The organism is Haladaptatus sp. R4 (genome assembly GCF_001625445.1).
Taxonomy (GTDB): Archaea; Halobacteriota; Halobacteria; order Halobacteriales; family Haladaptataceae; genus Haladaptatus.
Genome location: NZ_LWHG01000021.1, coordinates 911,722 through 930,907, shown reverse-complemented (window position 1 = coordinate 930,907; position 19,186 = coordinate 911,722). Strand labels below are relative to the sequence as shown.

Below are 19,186 nucleotides of genomic sequence, written 5' to 3'. Positions count from 1 at the left end.
GGTAACGAAAGGATGGCCGTGAAAAAATCTCACAACCGCAAAACCATCTCTAGCTCGAAACTCTCGGCGTCGGCGGTTTCGAACCCGACGTTGCGATAGAGGTTGACGGCGGCGCGGTTCCATCGTTCGACCGTGAGCCACACCTTGTCGATGCCTTCCTGTCGCCCGTAGCCGAGGAGGGTACGGATGAGGTGCGATCCGATTCCGGCGCGTTGGTACCCCTGATGCACGAAGATGGCGAGTTCGTAGGAGGAGTTCCCGTCGGGAACGAGGGTCGCATGACCCGCGACCTCGTCACCGTCCCACGCGATGACGTTCAACCCGTCGCCGTCGGTTAACGTCTCCACCCAGTTGCGCACCCGTGGTTCCGTGGCCGGGGGAATCCCCTGTGCCCGGTCGGCCGGGTCGAAATCGACGTACATCGAGACGAGTGCTTCCGCATCCCCCTCCTCGAAGGGACGGACCTCGATGTCTCGCCCTTCGCGGTCGGTGAACGTCTGCGGTGGTTCCGGGAACGGCCCGGCGGGCTCGTCCGGGAACCGGCGGTCGGGACTCATCGTACTAGTTTCACCGAGACGTGCGAGTTCAATAGGACGAACTCCGCGATCTGGCCCAAGCGGATCTTCCCCATCGGACTGCGCTGGCCGCCGCCGAGAACGATCTGTTCGAACCCTTCGCTTTCGGCGATGTCGAGCAGTCGGCTCCCGGGGTCGCCGGAGACGTCCCGAACGGTCGCGTCGAACCCGACGTCGTCCAGTACCGCCTGTACCTTCTCCGTGATGTCGTCCTTCGCCAGATCGCTTTCCGGGTTGTCAAGGATGGCGACCGTCAGTTCGTCGTCCGCCGCGACCGCGCGCTCGACGGTTCGGGAGAGCGCGGTAAGGGAGTCATCGCTCCCGCCGATTCCCAATAAGACCTTCATACTACCTCCATTTCCGCCGGGTATCAAAACAGTTGGGTGCGATACGCTTTTGCACCCCGCTCGGTAACGACGGGATATGTCGAACGACCCCTCCCCGCCCGACCCCGAAACGGAGGACGAGCACGCCGAAACGACACGCGAGACGGCGGAAGGCGTTTCCCAGGAGATGGCCGCCGAATCGGCGGCCGAAACGACTCCCGACGCCGGAAACGATATCGCACCCGATGCCGGAAACGATATCGCACCCGATGCCGGAAACGATACCGCACCCGATGCCGGAAACGATACCGCACCCGACGAACCTGATACCCCCGAAATACCGCCGGAGGTGCAGAAATACGCCCGATTCAAGAAGATGGACGGGGCACAGTACGACCGCGTCAACGAGTTCCTGCGCGACCGGACCTACATCACCGCGCGCGAGTGGGCCATCGCCCGTCTCTGTGCGGACTTCCGAACCGAAACCGGCGTGGAGATGACGAAAATCGGGAACAACCTCCCGTATCTCGTCCCGTTCATGACCGACACGTACACCCCGCAGGCGGTGAATCAGGCGCGGTCGGCGTTCGAGGACAAGGTTCGAAAAGCGGGTGCGACGTTCCTCTACGGCGCGATGTCCGGCTTTTTCACCGCCGAGGAACTGGACGACGTGATGTACGAGGTGACCGAGGTCGCCAAGTTCCTGCTCGAAGTCGAGGGCGTGGACCTCGCGGTCGAGGACGAACTCGCCGCCGAGGACAGGATTTCGAGCGTCATGCGCGAGGTGCGTGAATCGAGCGAGGAGTTGCGCCACGACGAGATGGAGTGTCCCCACTGCGGGCACGAAATCAACGGTGAGGAGTAGGATTCGTTACTCTTCGACGTCCGCTTCTTCCACATCCGCGCTCGCCGCTTCGATCTCTTCCTCCGTCGGCCGGAACAGCGACGGGTCGTCGTGAACGAACTGGACGCGGTCCTCGCTCAGCGTTCGGACGAACGTGTACATCTCACCCGCTTCCGTCGCGTCGTCCAACATTCCCTCCGCTCCCTGCATGTCGTAGTACACCGGATAGAGAACGGCGGTTTCGGCGTCGTGGTCTTCCATGACGACGACACCGAACACGAGGCCGTCGGCGAGCGCGCGATAGAATTCGAACGCGTCGAACGAAACGTCGTCGTCCATCAGTTCCTCTACCTCCTCGAACTCGTTGTCCGGAACGAGCACGTCGAGTCCGAACTCGTCGTCCTCGTCCAGCCAAAGCGGCGTCACGTCGCCGGGATGGAGCTGTACCGTCTCCCATCCCTCGTCGTCGTATTCCGCCGCTGTCGCGTCCATGTCGCCGATGACGTTCTCCCAGTACGGCATCGCGCGTGAGTGCGCCGTGACGTTCGGCGTCGTCCGGTCCATACACCGATGGGTGGCTTTTGCGGGTAAAAACGTTGTGTCATCGCGGTTCGAACGCGCGTCTCAACTTTTGGCGATTCGGGGGGACACCAGATAATCGACTACCCCAGCACCTTCGGCGAACGAGTGGTGCATCGCGAGCGGGATGTCGACGCCGAGTTCGAGTTCGACGTCCAAATCACGCGGCATCGCTCGGTCGATGGCCGTCAGATAGTCGATGGAGAACAGCGCGTGTGCGTCGCCGGGGGTGAACCCCGCGAGGTCGTCCGCCGGAAGCGCGAGCGAGACGTCGTCGGTGTCGCCGTCCGCTTCGGCGTAGAACAGTTCCCGTTCCGCGTCGATTCCGAGCGTCACGTGACTCGAAACCATATCGGCCGCCGTCACCGCCCGACTGATGGTTTCGGCGTCCGTGACGACTTCCCCGGTGAATTCGAGATCGACGTTCGACCGGTTCGGCGGGGAGCGAACCGTTTCGGGGTCGAGAAGCGCGAGCGTGTACGTGAGTTCGTCGATGCGAATCACGAGTTTTCGCGTTTCGGCGTCGAGCGTAAGCGATACCAATTGGTCGCGGTCGGCCATTCCAACGATGTCGCTGAGCCGTGGGACGTCGACGCCGACGTGGGCACCGTCGGTCTCGTAGGATTCGAACGCGTCGGGTTTCAGGACGAGGTCGATGGCGGCCACGGTGGCGGGGTCCATCGCCGGAATCCGTAACCCATCGTCGTCGAAGTAGCAGTGACACTCGTCCACCAACGCCTCGACCAGCGAGACGGTCGTCTGCATCACGTCGGCGCTCACCACCCCTTCGAACAAGTTGTCTCCGTCGCTGCTTTGTCGTGGTTTCGAACTGGTTTCGCTCATCGTTTTCTCGATTTACCCATCAGTAAACAATCGAATAAGGATTTTCCTACGATAGAAGATAGATACCCCAGTATCGGTTATGTTTATATCAGTGTATCACATTCTATAACCTGATACAAGTTATGGACGGGAACGAGCGACCCCGCGGAATCCTGAGTCAGGCCGACCGCGCGTATCTTCGCGGCGAGTCCGACCTCGCGAGTACGCAATCGGAACGCAACACGCGTGCGCGCATCCGGGACCGAACGTACAACGCGATGTGCGATTTCGAACTCCTCGTGGAGCGACTTCCGGAACGCGACCGACGGCTCATCTTCGAAAAGCGGTTCGAAAACATGGACGGCGCAGCGGCGTTCGACGCACTCGTGTCCGCCGTCTCGTTCCTCTATCGGGCGACCGAGGACACCAGCCTCGATTTCGAGACGGTATTGCACGAAGGAATCAACATGGCGGAGGTGAGAGAGGGCAGGGTGGCGAGCGTCGATCTCGATCTGACCTTCCACTCGCTCTCCGTCGAGCAACTGCGACACAAACTGGAAGCGGGTGAAGCGTTGTCGCTCACCGAAATCGCCTATCTACACGACAGCGACGAGATACGGATGGACGAACTGGCGGAGTATTTCAGGGACGCGGACGAGGAGTTGGCGATCGACGACGGGCGGATTCAATCGAAGATGACCAACTTCTGAGGCCCATCTAACCGAGAGAACGGAATCAGACCGAGAGAACGGGTTGACTGGCGTACAGGAGTACGTACTCCGCCGCTTTTTCGAGCACGTCTCCGGGTTCGTCGGCGAGCGTTTCCCGCGGGACGACGATGAAGTCGGCATCGACCTCGTCCGCACTGTCGAGCACGGTGCTGCCGGGATGGCGGAGTTTGCTGTGCGTCGAAAAGCCGTAGGCTATCGAACTGCCGAGTTCGACGTCGGCGTTCTCGGCGATGGCGCGTGCACCGTCGATGAACGATTCCGTCTCGTCGATGATGTCGTCCTCCTCGACCGTTCCGGTCTCGATCGCTCGGGACACTTCCTCGCCGAACACGTAGAGCGCGTGAACATCGGCACCGTAACGGTCGGCGATAGCAACCGCGTACTCGACGGCACGCACCGATTCGTCGCTTCCGTCCACCGGAACGAGTACCGTGTTTACTTCGACTGACGACTCGGACATACGTGTGGGTGCGCGTAGGTAAGCAAAAAGCCTTCTCCCGCTCGCCCGTCGAGAAACCGCAATCGGATGGGATTGCGGCTTGAGTGCAACCTTGCCCCGTCGGGCGTACTGATAACATGCACCATAGACCTTAGCCGTTTGGATTGGTGCAATATAGTCTTAGGCTTTAAGCGGGATGCCGGAGGAATGAGAAACGATGATAGACACCGTCGTTATCGCCACCGATGGTTCCGAGAGCGTCGAACGGGCAGTGACGGTCGCGCTCGACCTCGCGCGCCGTTTCGACGCCGAGGTACACGCACTCTACGTCGTGGACGAGGGAGAAGTGAACTCCTCCCCCGAAACGCTGCGCGAGGAGTTTCACGACGCGCTCGAAGCGCAAGCCGAAGCGGCGCTGGAATCGGTCCGCGAGAACACGAACGGGAGCGTCGTCACCGCCGTCCGGGAGGGCGATCCGGCCGCCGAAATCGGGGAGTACGCCCGTGACAACGACGTGGACGTGGTCGCGACAGGGACGCGAGGACGACACGGCGAAAACCGATTCCTCATCGGGAGCGTCGCCGAACGCGTCGTTCGAACCTGCCCGACACCCGTGTTGACGGTCCGGCAACTCGACCCGAGCGAGGCGTGAGGAAAACATTTATCAGACGGCTACGATGTTGCCGCCATGACCGCCATCGAATTGATAGACGTCTCCAAGCGATTCGGGAACGTCGTCGCCCTCCGCAATCTCAACCTCTCCATACAGGAAGGTGAGGTGTTCGGCTTTCTCGGCCCCAACGGCGCGGGAAAATCGACCACCATCGACATCGTTCTCGACTACGTCAGACCGACCAGCGGAACGGTCAGCGTCTTCGGCCACGACGCCCAGCGGGAAACCCGCGCCGTTCACGAACGTATCGGTGTCCTCCCTGACGCCTACCATTCTTACGGCCATCTCACCGCCCGTCAACACCTCGACTTCGTCATCGAAACACGCGGCGCGAACGACGACCCGGACAGGATACTGGAACGGGTTGGCATTCCCGAGGCGGCGGACCGGCGGGCGGAAGGTTTCTCGAAGGGGATGACTCAGCGACTCATCCTCGGCATGGCGCTCGTCGGCGACCCCGACTTGCTCATCCTCGACGAACCGACGACCGGCCTCGATCCCAACGGTGCACTGGCGATGCGGGAAATCATCCAGGAGGAGAGCGACCGCGGGACGACCGTGTTCTTCTCAAGCCACATCCTGGAACAGGTCGAAGCCGTCTGTGACCGCGTCGCGATCCTCAACGACGGGGAACTGGTCACAGTGAACTCCATCGACGGACTCCGCGAGACGGTCGGTTCCGGCGCGTCGCTGACCGTCCAAGTGGACCGGATTCCGTCGGGTACGCTCGACAGAGTGCGTGGCGTCGAGGGTGTCGGGAACGTCGTCGCCGACGGGACGACGCTCGTGGTGGCCTGTACGAACCAGTCGAAAAAGCGCGTTCTCGACGTCGTCGAATCGACGGGTGCAGTTATCGAGGATTTCGAAACCGAGGAGGCGTCGCTCGAAGAACTGTTCGCCACCTACACGGCGGAGGTACCGGCATGAACTGGTCCGTTTTGGCGAAAAAGGACTTCCTCGACGCCTACCGGAAGTGGTCGCTCGCGACTGCGGCCGCCGGGTTCGTCCTGTTCTTCGCCGTTCCGACGTATCTGCGGATGAGTCGCGCGCAACATCCCGGCGACCAGAGCTTCTTCGGGCTCGTGCAGACGGCCCTCTTTTTCGTCCCGTTGGCGGGGCTGATGATGAGTTACGGGGCTATCGCGGGCGAACGCGAACTCGGCAGCCTGAAACTCCTGCTCGCGCTCCCGTACACCCGGTTGGACGTGATTTCCGGGAAGGCCATCGGACGGGCCGCAGTCGTCGGCGCGGCAGCGATCATCGGCATCCTCGTCTCGACGCTCGTCTTCGTCGTCCTCGGCGGGACGCTCCCCATCGTCGGGTACGCGCTGTTCCTCGTCCTCGTCCTGCTCCTCGCCGCGGCGTACACTAGTTCGGCGGTCTGTCTCTCGGCCGCCTCGCCCACGAGCAACCGCGCGATGGCGACGAGCGTCGGGTTCTTTCTCCTGACGCTCGTGGGCTGGTCAACGATTCCGATGGTGATCCGATACGTGCTCAACGGCTTTTCGATGCCGGGTGGCGCGGAACCCGTCTGGGCGAAAGTCATCGACAGCCTCAGTCCCATCCAGGCCTACTCGAACGGGATGAGTTCGCTGGTGCACGGACACGCCGCATCCACGTTCTATCGGTCCGGCTGGTTCGCCCTCCTCGTCCTCATCGGATGGGCCGTGGTCCCGGTCGCGCTCGGCTACCGGCGGTTTCGTTCGGCGGATCTCTGACCCGCTTTTCGACGCAGAATTCCACACCCGGTAGAATTCTTTTGTCTGTTCGGATAAATATATATTTTTTCGTTAGAAATACATAATATTCGGACGTGAGGAGTTTCACTTCCAGATGGTTGACAGCCAGAGTTCACGATCGGAACGAGCAGTATCTGCCACTCGCAGCTCACGGCGCGGATTTCTACTGAAATCGGGAAGCGTTCTCGCGGCGGCGACGGTTGCGACGGGAGTCGGTGCGGCGGCGGGCGAGGAGCGAACGTCTCACTCGATTCGGCGCGGAACGGACGACGAAACGGACGTGCACGTCGTCAAATCAGGAGAACCGGGTCCGACGGCCGTCGTCGTCGGTGGCATCCACGGCAACGAACCGGCCGGATACCGGGCCGCCGGTGGTATCGCCGAATGGTCCATCGATAAGGGGAAACTCGTCGTGATTCCGCGAGCGAACCCGGTCGCTATCGAACGGGGCGCGTATCTAAACGACGACGGGAACCTGAACGCGGAGTTCCACCCGGGGCGCGAACCGAGAACGGCGCTCGCGCGCGCGCTCTGGTACGAGATCGACCGCCACGACCCGAAGACGGTGTTGACCCTCCATAGCTCGAAGGGCATCCTTTGGGATGCGGATACGCCGGACGGAACCGGACAAGCCATCTTCCCGACGACTTCGGAAGGTGCCGACCGGGACGCGACGAAAACGGCGTCGTACATGAACAACCACCACCTCGCCAACTCGCTCCCCGAGTACTACGAGTTCAAGATGGGGCGGTTGCTCGACGGGAGCGAACCCCTCCTGGCCGGAAAAGTCGGCCGCGACATGGAGATTCCCGCCTATCTCCTCGATACGACGCGATACGGTACGGACCTCGACACGCGGATCAACTGGACGCTGAACATGGTCCGTCACCTCCTCGAACGGAACGGCATCTCCCGAACGTTCGAATAACTTCGTCTTCCCGGAGCCATACCCGGTAACTCTTTGGGACAGGGGTATGAGGGAAGGTATGAAAGATTGGGTTATCGACGACGAGAACCTCTCGCTCGAACGGAAATCGCTCCTCCCGGGCGAGGGCTTTTTCTTTCCCGACTCGCTCGAAGCACGGCAGGAAGAACAGGAAGCGAAAGAGGAGTTGGAGGGTGCAGAACGGGCCGTCGTCGCCGACCCGGACGCCGACGGACTGGCGGCAACCGCGCTCGTTCGCGAAGCCTACGGCGAGACGGCGCTCATCGACGCCGGACCGCACGACCTCGCGGACGCCCTCGAACGGGTCGTCGCGTACAGCGAACCCGGTGCGACCGTCTTCATCTGCGACCTCTGTCCCGACGCCTACGAGCCGATAGCGACGGAACTCGAAGTCCTCGTGGAGGAGGCGAACGAGGTCTTCTGGTTCGATCACCACCAGTGGGACGAGGCCGTGGCCGACGCCGTTCGCGCGCTCGGTATCGAACTCGTCGTCGGCGAATCCGACGAGGAGTGTACCGCCGACGTGGTTGCCCGCTCGCTCGATTACGACTTCCCGGACTACCTCGTCGAACTCGCGGAAGTCACGCGCGACCACGACTTGTGGCTTCGCGAGGACCCGCGGAGCGACGACTTGGCGGACTACTCCTACTGGGCGGAACCCGAGGAGTACATGGAGGTCATTCAGGAACACGGCGCGGAACTCCCCACGGAAGTCGAGGAGTTCCTCGCGGAACAGCGCGTCGAGAAGGAGGCGCTCATCGAGCGGGCGGTTTCCCGCGCCGAGATGAAGCGAATCGGCGACTGGACGGTCGGGGTCACTTACGGCCGCTGTTCGCAGAACGAGGTCGCGGAAGCGATGCGCGAACAGGGTGCTGACGCCTCGGTCGTCGTCAAGCCCGCCGGAAGCGCGAGCATTCGCGGCACCGACGAGTTCGAGCGCTGCCACGAGGTCGCCCGGCAGGTCAACGGCGGCGGACACCCGAAAGCGGCGGGTTGCAAACCGAGCATCTACGACGACATGCTGGACTACGCCCACCACTGGACCACGCAGGGCGCGGTGACCAAACAGGTGATTCTGGAGGCGTTCTGGGCCCTGAAACACGAGGACGACGAGGCGGCGAAGGCGGCGGATACGGCCGACGACGCGGAAGCCGAGTCTGGTGCGGCCGACGAACTGGACGCAGACGAATAAGGCCACTTCGAACGGCCCGTCCCGAACGGTGCAAAAAATCAACTGCTATTCTTTGCCACTCGATACGGATGATCGATAAAAACGCGGTTCGTCGGGCGTACGACGATTCGATTCCTCGTGTTCAGTTCCTCGTGAGATCACTGCCGACGATTTAGCCGAAGCGTTTGGGGTCACACATCGAACGCTCTCCGAACGGGTCCGACGTGGCGACGGAGATGTCAGTGACCACGCGTTCGGTGAAAACGCCGGTATCCCAGAACCACCCGTTCCGATCAACGACCAACGAAGACGCGGTAGCCGACTAGAATCACAGTATCTCGTTCCCCTCGGCATCGAGTGGTTCGAGTTCGATCGTCCGATCAGCGTTGACCGTGATCTGATAGCCACAGTAGTCGAAAATCACTTTCCCGTTTCGTTCGGTCTCCCGGTGGAGTGGAGCGAACAGCGTGTCAAGAGCGTCCGGGTCGATAGCCTCGTACAACGGCGGGCATTCGCTCGTATCGGGACCGTCACGGGCAGCAATCTCGGTGTGGATCAACACCGTGATCGAGGGCTCTGCCATGGTCGTTTGCTCGTCGCTTGGTGTGTTGGTTGTTGTCTCTCCCATGGTTGTAGTCTCTCCCCAGAGTGCGTGATTATTCGGGGAATTTCCGCAACGAACACTCCATCCAAACCTCCGGCCTGTAGTTATAAACATCCTCTGGCGAAAGATAATGCGGATACCTCATCTCTATGTTTTCAATGCTGTACTCCGGCAGCGCTTCTTGAAGCTATCCGGTATCAAAACTGCTGTAACTTCGTACGCGCTGTTCTGCACGTTCCTTTGGCGATAATAAAATGGTGTTCGTGACTGTTTAACCTGCATGGATGGCACTGCCGTTAAGAACGGCCAAGCAGTCGATTGATGCGGATTAGTAACGAAAACTGGAAGATTGGGACAGCGTGGGGAGTTGTCTCCCCTGGGTACCGATCATTCTTCCTCGAAGCAGTTTGGGATTTGCGTTCACTGCTCCTATCGGTTTTACGAATATATTCGCCTACTGGACCCCATTTTATACGGTGACATACGCAACAGCGAGATATTCATCGACACGGGAATTACTACAAAATGGATGAAAGGACGTCGGGAGCAATGAGCAAACATATGCAACTCCAAAAAGTGACCGAAGACCTCGAAAGTAGTTCCAACGATGCAACTGACGGGAGACTTTCGGAGACGGAAGTCGGCGAATTGCTTTCGAGCCAACGGCGACGCGTGATCCTCTCTTACTTACAAGTATGCGACGGCCCGGTCGAAATCGAATCGCTAATCGAGCACCTCACGTACCAAGAGTTGGAGGAGTGTTCCAGTGGTACACCGACCCACCTCTTCGAAGCGATCTCCGAGGCTGTCTGGAACGATCATCTACCACTACTCGCCGAGCACGATGTCATCAAGTTCGATCGAGAGAGCGGAAAACTGCGCGGATGGACCAATATCGGTCAACTCGCACATCGCCTGCGAGAACACAGTAACTGATCAGTAACGATAGATCATCGTTCGTCCACGTTCGTATCCGGTTTGGATTCTGATGGTGAGCCCACCGTGTCGAACATCCCTTTTCGCCCCGCAAGTACATGCTGGACCAGGTTCCCGTGGGCACGTCGGAGCGGTTCGGAGAACGCTTATCGTTATGATCACTCCTTCGGCTTGGACGATCACACCGTTCACTACGTCTCGTTTATAAGCAACCGACGGTTCAGTGACCGGAGAACACGAGGAACTGATTCGGGGCTACGGAAGCAACGACAGCGCGAGTTCCTTCTGCCGAGTCTCGATCTCATCCGAATCGTCGCGCCCACCGTACCAGAGATCGAACCACGCGAGCGGGGAGAGTTGTCCGATGAAGCGGTAGGCCCGCTGCCGTCGTCTGAACTCGTCGTCGCGCGTCAGTTCGTCCGTTTGCGCATACCCCGAAAGCAACGCCTCGTGGACGATGTTCCGACGTTCGTCGTCCAGCGGGCGACGACCGCAGAGGTAGTGTTCGGTGGTCGCGAGGTCGAACTCGCAGTGGCCGGTGAACTGGTTGCCCCAGTCGAGCACCGTCCGCACGGTACCCGTGTCCGGGTCGACGAGGAGGTTGCCGAACCGATAGTCGTCGTGGAGGAGCACCGGGGCGGGGTCGGACGGAACGACTTCGAGGTAGTGGTCGAGTCCGGCACGGAGGTCGTCGGTCAGATCCGAAAATCGCCCGGAGTCCTCGATGCGGGCGAGGTTTCCTTCCGCGTAGGACCGGAGCCGTGAGGGCCAATCTGGTTCGAGGTCGGTGATAGAGAGACCACCGACGGTCGGTTCGCTGTCGGCGTCCACGCCCGCACGAAGCCATCCGTATCCGTCGAACGTGGCCGCGGAGTGAAGTTCGCCGAGGTGCCGTCCGGCGTCGTGTGCGGTGCGTTCGAGGGCGCGGTCGGTCAGCGACTCCGGGCCGGAAACCTGCTCGCCGGGCGCACGCTCCATCAGGAAGAACGGCGCGGGCAGACTATCGTGGTCGTCCACGTATCCGAGAACGGCCGGAACCGGAACTTCGGTTCGCCGGTTCACGAAGTCGAGAATGCGCGGTTCCACCCGAAACGAAGGCGGGTCCACGAACGAACGGGATTTCAGCACGCAGTATCGGTCCCCGTCCGGCATCTCGACGGTGACGAAAAAGACGTCGTCAGTGCCCTCGTCCGCCGGAACCACGTTCGTCACCGTGCGGTCGCCGAGTATCTCCCGGATCAGTCGCGGAACGCGCTCGGTCTCCAAGCTTGTGTCCGTCATCGAGTTATGGGTGGGTTTCGCCGCCCCGCTCGTAGAAGCCTTGTGGTGTCTAACTGCCAACAGCAACGGAACTCTCCGGGCCGGAACGAACCAGAGCGAATCGGAGCGAACCGGAACGACCCCGAACGAACGACTCGGACCTTTTAATCCGGGCCGCAACGAGGCCCGCGTATGGTCATTTTCGACACCGACGCCATCGTCGGCATGGTACACCTGCCCGCCCTTCCGGGTGCTCCCGGTTTCGACGGCAACTTCGACGCGCTCCGGACCCGCGCGCTCACCGACGCCCACGCGCTCGAATCGGGCGGCGTGGACGCGATCATGGTGGAGAACTTCGGCGACTCGCCGTTCCACCCGAACGACGTGCCGAAACACGTCGTCGCCTCCATGACCCGCGTCGTCACCGAACTCCGACAGGCTACAGAGTGCCCGCTCGGCGTGAACGTTCTCCGCAACGACGCCGAAGCGGCCCTCTCGATAGCGACCGCGGCCGACGCCCAGTTCATCCGCGTGAACGTCCACACCGGCGCGCGCCTGACCGACCAAGGCATCATCGAGGGGAGCGCACACGAGACGATTCGCCTGCGCGACGAACTCGATTCCGACGTGAAGGTCCTCGCCGACGTGGACGTGAAACACTCCGCCGCACTCGCGGAACGCCCCGTCTCCGAACTGGTGGACGAGACCCTCGGCCGCGGACGGGCGGACGGTATCGTCGTGAGCGGCGTCGGAACCGGTCACGAAGTGGACACCGAGATGCTGGAAGCCGTCGTCGCGTGCCGGGACGGAATCGGATCGGACGCGCCGGTGCTTCTCGGGAGCGGAACGACGGCCGAAAACGTGCGTGACCTGTTGAATATCGCGGACGGCGCTATCGTCGGCACGGCGTTGAAAGAAGGCGGCGAGACGACGAACCGAGTGGACGAGGAGCGGGTTCGGGGACTAGTCGAGGGGCTTTGAGATACCCACTACGCTCGCTACGAACGGATGCTCCTTCGGTTCTCGTGTAGCCCACTCGTATCGCCTAACCCGTCCTAACCGAGTGGCGCGCGGAAGCGAGTGAATACGAGCGGCGCGCGAGGGATGACGGCCTGAGAAACGAAGTGACGATGGGAGTTCTCGTGAGCCGGTTGGGACCGAAGGTCCCGCTGGAAGCCGACGTTTCACGCTGATGAGGACGAAGGAGTGAACAAGAGCACGGGAGAGCGAAGCTCTCCCGGAGGAATCGGCTGGGGAGGGCGTGGTGTGGTGCGGAATCGGTTGTAGGACGGTATTCATGCGGCTCGGTAGCTGCAATCGCATCAAAATCAAATTCAGTACGGTGAGGTGAGCAGAAAGGGGTGTCTCACGAATACATCCATGTCTTTCCACCACTCCTACCGAGGTTACACAGACCAATCTGCAGAACCGAACCGAAGATGACCGCTGGAACTAACATTTCTCCATGCACGTTCGTGACGCAACGACCGACGACGCCGAGGCAGTCCGGAGCGTTCATTCGGAATCAATCACGGAACTCGGCCCGGAAGGATACGCGGAACCGCAGGTCGCGGCGTGGGCGAGAGGTTGTGAGTCCGCCGACTACTCATCAGTTATCGAAAACGAGGAGACCGAGTTCGTCGTCGCGGAGGACGAAGGAACCGTCGTGGCGTTCGGGTCGGCCACACTCGAATCGCCCGAGGAGTACGAGGCCACAGTGGAGGCGGAAGTCACAGGTGTGTATGTTCACCCGTCGGTCTCCCGGACGGGAGTTGGCTCCGCGGTACTCTCGGAGATAGAACGACGGATGCGTGACCGGGATACGCACGCCCTCGGCCTCTCGGCGTCGTTGAACGCGGTTTCGTTCTACGAGAAACACGGATACGAACGCGTGAAGGAGTACACACACGAGTTCTCCAGCAGCAAATCGACGGGTGTGACGGGGACGGTTATCGAGATGAAAAAGGAGCTGTGACCGTTCACAGAAACTCTTCGATCTCGTTTTCCGTCGGCAAGCCATCCCTCGCGCCCTCCGCGCCGCAGTTCAGTGCGGCCACGGCGGCCGCGAACTCCCCCGCCTCGACCATTCTCCCCGCTCCCAAAATCCACTCGTGGATCAGGCCAGCAGTGTGACCGTCCCCCGCACCGGTCGTGTCGGTCACGGGAACGTCGAAGGCGGGTATCTCGACCGTCTCCGACGCGTCGAACAGCAGCGCACCGTCCGCGCCGCGCGTCACCGCGCCTCGTTTCACACCCCTCTCGCGGAACGTCTCGACGGCCTCGTGTGGACCGACGCCGAGATACGACCGGACCGGAACCTCGCTGGTGACCAGCAGGTCGAAGACGGGGAGCGCGTCGTCCAACGTTTCACGGGTGACGCCCCGGCCGTCGAGTTCTGAGAGCGGGCCGGAGAGGTCGAAGACGAGCGGCGGCAAGTCGCCCGCTCTCCGGGCGGAAACGAGGCGCGAGACGACTTCGTCGGGGGCGTACGCGCTGGTGAACACGACGCGGGCGCGCCGGAGGTAGTCGAGGTCGGCGTCGTCGAGTCGGAGTGCGGGTACGGCGTCCCCGCCCGCGATGATCATACGCTCGCCGTCGGGGTCGCGGAGGATCAGACAGTACGAAGAGTCTTCGTCGCCGCGGCGAACGCGGGTCGTGTCGATGCCGCGGGCTTCGAGGTCGCTTTTCACGAATTCCCCTTCCTCGTCGTCGCCGACGCGTGCCACGACGCCGGTGTCGCGGCCGAGTCGTGAGAGCGCGGTTGCGACGTTCGCCGCGACGCCACCGGCGGCACGGGATTCGTCGCGGACGAACGCGCCGCCGTCCGGCTCCGGGAGGTTCGAGAGCGAGTAGACGTGGTCAACGAGCGCGCTCCCGACCGTCGCCGCGTCGAATGTCATCGTCGGCACGGTCACGTCGCGGCGGGAAGTCGCTTGCGCTATGGTTTGCGGAACACGTAGGTCACCCCTGCTCGCTCGATTCGAATCGCGCCCGCGTCGTGGTCGAAGACGACCCAATCGGCGCGTCCGTCGAACTCGTGAAACGGCATTCCGGCCGTAACGTGCCCGTCACGCGTGACGGTAAACCGGGCGACACCCATCCGCGCGACGAGTTTCGACCCGTGTTCGTCAACGTCCGGAGCGAACTGCCGGAGGTTGGTTTCGATTGCGCCCCAGTTGTCGATGGGCACCCGCTCTGCCATAGGTAATCGTCGGCAGGGAAGGGGAAAGCGATGTCGGGTCGATTGGAAAAATCGGGAAAATCCGAGGGAAAGGTGTCACTGTATGCCCGGATATTCGACGTCGGAGAACGCGAACCGAGCACCGCCGCCGGTGCTGTCACCGATCGCAATCGTCCATCCGTGGGAGTCGGCGATCTGCTGGACGATACTCAAGCCGAGTCCGGTTCCGGACTGTTCCGTCGAGTACCCCGATTCCAACACCCGTTCGCGTTGCTCCTCCGGAATCCCGGGGCCGTCGTCAGCGACGTAAAACCCGTCCGGCGTCCTGCCGAGAGAAATGGTCACGTCGTCGCCACCGTGTTCGATCGCGTTTCGAAACAGGTTCGCAAACAACTCGGTCAAACGGTCGCGGTCGGCGAGAATTCGGCCGTTCGTCGACTCGACGTCGAGGGTCGCCGACTCGCTTTCGACGCCGTTCCACACGTCGATGGCGAACTCGACGAGTTCGACCTCCTCCAGTTTCAGCGTCTTCTGCCCTTCTCGTGCGATTTCGAGGAGGTCGGAGATGATGGCCTCGATGCGATCCGCGGCCGTCTCCACCTCGTCGAAATGTTCCTCTTCCCCCGTTTTACGGGCCAAGTTGAGATAGCCGTAGATGATGCTCAACGGCCCACGGAGGTCGTGGGAGACCTGACTCGCGAACTCGTCGAGTCGCTCGTTCTCCCGGACGAGCGCGCGTTCACGCTCCTTGCGCTCGGTGACGTCTCGGACGGCACAGACGTACTCGTCTTCCGCGACGACCGAGACGGTGAGCGTCAGCGTGAGGGTACTGCCGTCGTGACGTTCCCCCGTGATGTCGCCGTTCCACTCCCCGGCAGAATCGACTTCGGAGATTATCTCGGACTGAAGGCGGTCGTCCGCCTCGTCCGTGAGCGTCTCCTTCCACTCCCCTCCGATGAGGGTGGACGAGTCGTACCCGAACAGGTCGGCGTACGCTTCGTTGACGTAATTGAAACGGAAATCGTTCGTGAGCAACGCGATACCTTCGCTGGTCGTGTCGATGGCTCGAAACCCTCGGTGGACTTGTTTTTCCACGTAGCGGTGTGACACCGCTTGCTGGATTTGGGACGCCAGCGTGACGAACCGAGCACCGGACGTCCCCTTCTGGAGGTAGTTTGTCGCACCGGCGGAAATAGCACCGCTTGCAACGTCCTCGCTTCCAGTCCCTGTAAACATGAGAAACGGAATGTACGGACAGCGGTCACGGACCTGTTCGAGCAGCTTCAATCCGGACCCGTCTTCGAGTTCGTAATCGCTGACGACGCAGTCGATATCGATGTCACGGTCGAAGAGGTACTCCGTCGCTTCCGCGTTGTTCGTAACGCTGACGACCTCTCCGATGCCATCCTCCGCTTCCAAGGTCGTTCTGGATAACTGGAGAAATCTCTCATCGTTGTCGACGTGGAGCACACGGATTTCGGCGGGGAAGTCGTGACCGATCGAAACCGGGTCTACATTCGCCATCTAGCTCTCTGCACCAACAGGGCCAAAAGACATATACCTAACTCATTACGAACGGTAACGAATTCGGGATCGAATAACGAATTCAAGATCGAATTCTCACTCCGCTCGTGCGTCTTCGCGTTCGCCAGCGACCCACTTCTGTGAGAACGCGGTGCCACAGTCACAGTAGGCGTAGGCGTGAATCACGTCCCCCTCCGCGTATAGGCCACCGACGTCCTCGTTTTGTTCCTCGGCGAACGCGAAAACGAACTTCACGTCGTGGTCACCCTCCGGGCAGTCGCCGCCGTCGAGCGTCGGCGCGACGGTCCCTTCGGTTCCCATCGCCTGTTTCGCGAAGTTCATCGCGTCCATTCCGGTCGCCTTCTTGAACACGCTTCGACCGGTTTCGCCGGGGACGATGAGCAGCGTCCCACCGGGTACCGACTCGCCGTACTCCGTCAGCGTGTCCCGGGAGACGAACGAATCGGCGAGAAAGAGCGCGACGTCGTCCGGACGGTCACCGGCCAAAAACTCGTCTCGCTTGCTCATTGGTCCTCGACTTGGCGTGCGATATCCGCAAGGCTGCCGTCCGGTTCTTCCGTCGCCTCGTACACCGCCCGCGAACCGGGTTGTCGAATCCCGTATTTGAACCCCTCCTCGACCACGTCGATGAGCACCGACTGGCCGAACGAACGGTTGCTCTCGTCGAACCACTCGGCGAGTCTGTTCTCTCCTTCGCCGGGATTCCGCGCGAGTCGCGGCGTATCGTACACCCCGCGAATAAGCCGTCCGTCGCCGGTTAGCGGCCGTTCGATCCGAGCGCGGTACTCCGTATCGTCCATGACGATACGGACGATTTCATCGGCCGGAAACGCGTCCTCGTCGTCCCCGGAAATCTCGATGTTCGCACGATGCGTCGCACCCGCCTGCGCCAGTGTCGCCCTGACGGTTTCGGTCGTATCACTAGAAACCCGCTGGGTCATAATCGTGAAAAGATGGTGTATATGTTTGAGTGTTCCGCCGCGTTACTCGTCGTCTTCCTCGTCGTCGCCCTCGCCGTAGAGGGATTCGACGGATTCGTCGCCGTATTCCGAGATCGTGACGTTGAGTTGCGCGACTACCTCGCTGACTTCCTTGCCGCGGACCGAGATGCGTCGTCGCTCGCCGTCTCGCTCGGGGTTGTAACCCGTGCCGCCTTCGAGGAGCACGTCCTTGAGGTTCGGGCCTGCGACGTCGCCGCGCATCGGACGACCGGCGTTGTCCGAGCCACCGGTGATTTCGACGGAATACCCGTCGAGGCCGACGGCACTGCCGTCGACGTCCTCACCGATAGACTTGCCGAGGAATCGGTTTGCGTCCTGTCCGTCTACTTCGCGCTGATAGGCCACCCCGGACTCGGGGTCAGCAACGACGACCTGAAAGTTTGCCATACGGAACGAATATCGGTCGCACCCTAAAAGGACATCGAAAAGGGCTTTCGGACGAAACCGCTTTGCATGGGCCGGTCGTTCGTTGGTGGCAGGGGGGACGAATGTCGGAAACCTATTACTTTGTCAGTGACCTGCACGTCGGCGGGGACGAGGAGCTACAGAAGTGTGAGTTCGAGGACGAGTTCGTCGAGTTCCTGCGGATGCTCGAAACGACGGACGAAGACGCCGAACTGGTAATTCTCGGCGACGCCTTCGGCCTGTGGGAGTTCACCCAATCGGCCGGGATGAAGAAGTTCGACCTGCTGGTCGAACACCACCCGAAACTGTTCGACCAGTTTCGAAAGACGGGCGAGAACGTCACCATCACGCTCATTCCCGGCAACCACGACGCCGAACTCGCCGGGTATCCGGAGTACGAGAGGCGACTGGCCGAGTACAACGTGAACCTCGACTCGACGCTGTCGCTGACTCGGTCCGTCGCCGGAAAGAAAATCTGGATCGAACACGGCATGCAGGAGGATGCACACAACCGCATGCCGGAGTTCGGCAACCCGCGTGCGAACCCGCTCGGCTACTTCGTCAACCGCCACATCACGGGAAAGGCCGGACAGCTTTCGGGGCGGGGGAAGTACAACTGGCTCAAGGACATCCAGTCGCTCACGCCGCTCGAAGAGATTCCGGACTGGATCGCATCGAACTACTTCTACCGCGAGATGAACCCGTTTCTGCGCTACGGCGCGTTACCGTTCCTGTTGCTCTTCCAGATCAGCCTGCTGTATCTCCTCGTCCTCGTGCTGGAAGCGACCGGGGTCCTCGGAACGCATCTCATCTCGAACCTCACGACGGAATTTCTCCACCAGTTCGGACTGGTCGGCGACCTCGTGGAGTTCGTCATCTACGTCAACCTCGTCGTCGTCGGTCTCCTCATTCTCGTCTCGATACCGCTGTACTTCTTCGCCCGCGACGTGCGAAAGACGCTCGAACGGTTCGGCCTCGTCAGACAGGAGAAGCCGGACAAACCGGCCGACGCGCCCTACGTCGCCGCCGCCGAGGACGTGTTCGAGGAGTTCCCCGACGTGGTGGCGTACATCTACGGCCACACCCACCGCGTCTCGCTCACGAACGTGGGCGAGCGCGTCATCATCAATACCGGAACGTGGCTCAAGCGACTGCACCGGACCTCGACGTGGATCGGCATCTTGCCGCCGGTGTACTACCCCTCCTACCGACTGAACTACTTCAAAATCGACGAGGAGGAAGGAAACGTCGTAATCGAGTACCACACCATCGAGAAGGAGGCCCCGAACGAACTCACGCTCGTCCAGCGGTTGCTCTCGCGCCGTCCGAAGGTGAAGAACGATATTCCGAAACGGACCGTCATCGAGGGGTCGGAGAAGGAAGTCGTCGAGTCGGCATCGAAGGAGTAG

At 61.4% G+C, this 19,186-nt stretch carries 24 protein-coding genes; 11 read left to right on the top strand and 13 right to left on the bottom strand.

From position 1 onward, the window contains the following. Positions 1–29: 29 nt before the first annotated feature. Together A4G99_RS14395 and A4G99_RS14390 are read right to left on the bottom strand one after the other, a co-directional pair. Positions 30–557 (bottom strand): GNAT family N-acetyltransferase, encoded by a 528-nt coding sequence (locus tag A4G99_RS14395; RefSeq protein ID WP_066144903.1) that lies wholly within the window; start codon positions 555–557, stop codon positions 30–32. Continuing rightward, positions 554–922, bottom strand: a complete 369-nt coding sequence (locus A4G99_RS14390; RefSeq protein ID WP_066144901.1) for a universal stress protein — start codon at positions 920–922, stop codon at positions 554–556. Before A4G99_RS14390 ends, A4G99_RS14395 begins: the two co-directional genes overlap by 4 nt. A gap of 76 nt (positions 923–998) precedes the next feature. On the opposite strand from A4G99_RS14390, the gene A4G99_RS14385 reads away from it, so the two are divergent. Next, the gene (locus A4G99_RS14385) at positions 999–1,766 is read left to right on the top strand and encodes a DUF5806 family protein (RefSeq protein WP_066144899.1); all 768 of its coding nucleotides are present in this window, start codon (positions 999–1,001) and stop codon (positions 1,764–1,766) included. A gap of 6 nt (positions 1,767–1,772) precedes the next feature. On the opposite strand, the gene A4G99_RS14380 is transcribed toward A4G99_RS14385, so the two are convergent. Together A4G99_RS14380 and A4G99_RS14375 are read right to left on the bottom strand one after the other, a co-directional pair. After that, a complete protein-coding gene (locus tag A4G99_RS14380; protein WP_066144897.1) occupies positions 1,773–2,309 on the bottom strand; it encodes a hypothetical protein in 537 nt (178 codons plus the stop codon). Between the two features lie 60 nt (positions 2,310–2,369). Further along, positions 2,370–3,119 (bottom strand): DNA polymerase sliding clamp, encoded by a 750-nt coding sequence (locus A4G99_RS14375; protein WP_066145291.1) that lies wholly within the window; start codon positions 3,117–3,119, stop codon positions 2,370–2,372. Between the two features lie 170 nt (positions 3,120–3,289). Here A4G99_RS14375 and A4G99_RS14370 point away from each other — a divergent pair, with 170 nt between their 5' ends. Then, positions 3,290–3,856 (top strand): hypothetical protein, encoded by a 567-nt coding sequence (locus A4G99_RS14370; RefSeq protein WP_066144895.1) that lies wholly within the window; start codon positions 3,290–3,292, stop codon positions 3,854–3,856. Positions 3,857–3,881: 25 nt separating this feature from the next. Here A4G99_RS14370 and A4G99_RS14365 read toward each other — a convergent pair whose 3' ends face one another. Further along, on the bottom strand, positions 3,882–4,337 hold the full coding sequence (locus tag A4G99_RS14365) for a universal stress protein (protein ID WP_066144893.1): 456 nt from the start codon (positions 4,335–4,337) through the stop codon (positions 3,882–3,884). A gap of 196 nt (positions 4,338–4,533) precedes the next feature. On the opposite strand from A4G99_RS14365, the gene A4G99_RS14360 reads away from it, so the two are divergent. The 5 genes from A4G99_RS14360 (at position 4,534) to A4G99_RS14340 (ending at position 8,866) form a co-directional block, all read left to right on the top strand. Beyond that, on the top strand, positions 4,534–4,968 hold the full coding sequence (locus A4G99_RS14360) for a universal stress protein (RefSeq protein ID WP_066144891.1): 435 nt from the start codon (positions 4,534–4,536) through the stop codon (positions 4,966–4,968). 36 nt (positions 4,969–5,004) lie between these two features. Then, positions 5,005–5,916, top strand: coding sequence for an ABC transporter ATP-binding protein (locus A4G99_RS14355; RefSeq protein ID WP_066144889.1), 912 nt, complete (start codon positions 5,005–5,007; stop codon positions 5,914–5,916). Beyond that, positions 5,913–6,707 carry an ABC transporter permease subunit gene (locus A4G99_RS14350; protein WP_066144887.1) on the top strand — a complete coding sequence of 265 codons (795 nt, stop codon included), beginning with the start codon at positions 5,913–5,915 and terminating at the stop codon, positions 6,705–6,707. Before A4G99_RS14355 ends, A4G99_RS14350 begins: the two co-directional genes overlap by 4 nt. Positions 6,708–6,822: 115 nt before the next feature. Then, entirely contained in the window at positions 6,823–7,656 is an 834-nt protein-coding gene (locus A4G99_RS14345) for a succinylglutamate desuccinylase/aspartoacylase family protein (protein ID WP_223301883.1), read from the top strand. Positions 7,657–7,714: 58 nt separating this feature from the next. After that, positions 7,715–8,866 carry a DHH family phosphoesterase gene (locus tag A4G99_RS14340; RefSeq protein ID WP_066144886.1) on the top strand — a complete coding sequence of 384 codons (1,152 nt, stop codon included), beginning with the start codon at positions 7,715–7,717 and terminating at the stop codon, positions 8,864–8,866. 307 nt (positions 8,867–9,173) lie between these two features. On the opposite strand, the gene A4G99_RS14335 is transcribed toward A4G99_RS14340, so the two are convergent. Further along, on the bottom strand, positions 9,174–9,428 hold the full coding sequence (locus tag A4G99_RS14335) for a HalOD1 output domain-containing protein (protein ID WP_082837821.1): 255 nt from the start codon (positions 9,426–9,428) through the stop codon (positions 9,174–9,176). A 570-nt stretch (positions 9,429–9,998) separates the two neighbouring features. Between A4G99_RS14335 and A4G99_RS14330 the strand changes: the two genes are divergently transcribed. Next, positions 9,999–10,385: a hypothetical protein gene (locus A4G99_RS14330; protein WP_150123108.1), complete on the top strand. Its 387-nt coding sequence runs from the start codon at positions 9,999–10,001 to the stop codon at positions 10,383–10,385. Positions 10,386–10,640: 255 nt separating this feature from the next. Here the strand turns inward: A4G99_RS14330 and A4G99_RS14325 are convergent, their stop codons facing one another. Continuing rightward, complete coding sequence (locus A4G99_RS14325; RefSeq protein WP_066144881.1) at positions 10,641–11,666, bottom strand: phosphotransferase family protein; 1,026 nt, start codon at positions 11,664–11,666, stop codon at positions 10,641–10,643. A 171-nt stretch (positions 11,667–11,837) separates the two neighbouring features. Here A4G99_RS14325 and A4G99_RS14320 point away from each other — a divergent pair, with 171 nt between their 5' ends. Together A4G99_RS14320 and A4G99_RS14315 are read left to right on the top strand one after the other, a co-directional pair. Further along, positions 11,838–12,626: a BtpA/SgcQ family protein gene (locus tag A4G99_RS14320; RefSeq protein WP_066144880.1), complete on the top strand. Its 789-nt coding sequence runs from the start codon at positions 11,838–11,840 to the stop codon at positions 12,624–12,626. A 484-nt stretch (positions 12,627–13,110) separates the two neighbouring features. Beyond that, entirely contained in the window at positions 13,111–13,620 is a 510-nt protein-coding gene (locus tag A4G99_RS14315) for a GNAT family N-acetyltransferase (RefSeq protein WP_066144877.1), read from the top strand. A 4-nt stretch (positions 13,621–13,624) separates the two neighbouring features. On the opposite strand, the gene A4G99_RS14310 is transcribed toward A4G99_RS14315, so the two are convergent. The 6 genes from A4G99_RS14310 to A4G99_RS14285 form a co-directional block, all read right to left on the bottom strand. Next, complete coding sequence (locus A4G99_RS14310; RefSeq protein ID WP_066145286.1) at positions 13,625–14,545, bottom strand: carbohydrate kinase family protein; 921 nt, start codon at positions 14,543–14,545, stop codon at positions 13,625–13,627. A gap of 38 nt (positions 14,546–14,583) precedes the next feature. Beyond that, on the bottom strand, positions 14,584–14,847 hold the full coding sequence (locus A4G99_RS14305; RefSeq protein WP_066144876.1) for a hypothetical protein: 264 nt from the start codon (positions 14,845–14,847) through the stop codon (positions 14,584–14,586). Between the two features lie 75 nt (positions 14,848–14,922). After that, on the bottom strand, positions 14,923–16,350 hold the full coding sequence (locus A4G99_RS14300) for an ATP-binding protein (RefSeq protein ID WP_223301882.1): 1,428 nt from the start codon (positions 16,348–16,350) through the stop codon (positions 14,923–14,925). Between the two features lie 96 nt (positions 16,351–16,446). Further along, on the bottom strand, positions 16,447–16,878 hold the full coding sequence (locus tag A4G99_RS14295; RefSeq protein WP_066144872.1) for a DUF5807 family protein: 432 nt from the start codon (positions 16,876–16,878) through the stop codon (positions 16,447–16,449). Then, positions 16,875–17,312, bottom strand: a complete 438-nt coding sequence (locus A4G99_RS14290; protein WP_066144870.1) for a hypothetical protein — start codon at positions 17,310–17,312, stop codon at positions 16,875–16,877. The genes A4G99_RS14295 and A4G99_RS14290 overlap by 4 nt, the downstream gene beginning before the upstream one ends. 42 nt (positions 17,313–17,354) lie before the next feature. Continuing rightward, entirely contained in the window at positions 17,355–17,759 is a 405-nt protein-coding gene (locus A4G99_RS14285; RefSeq protein ID WP_066144868.1) for a 30S ribosomal protein S6e, read from the bottom strand. A 101-nt stretch (positions 17,760–17,860) separates the two neighbouring features. Between A4G99_RS14285 and A4G99_RS14280 the strand changes: the two genes are divergently transcribed. Further along, complete coding sequence (locus A4G99_RS14280; RefSeq protein ID WP_066144866.1) at positions 17,861–19,186, top strand: metallophosphoesterase; 1,326 nt, start codon at positions 17,861–17,863, stop codon at positions 19,184–19,186.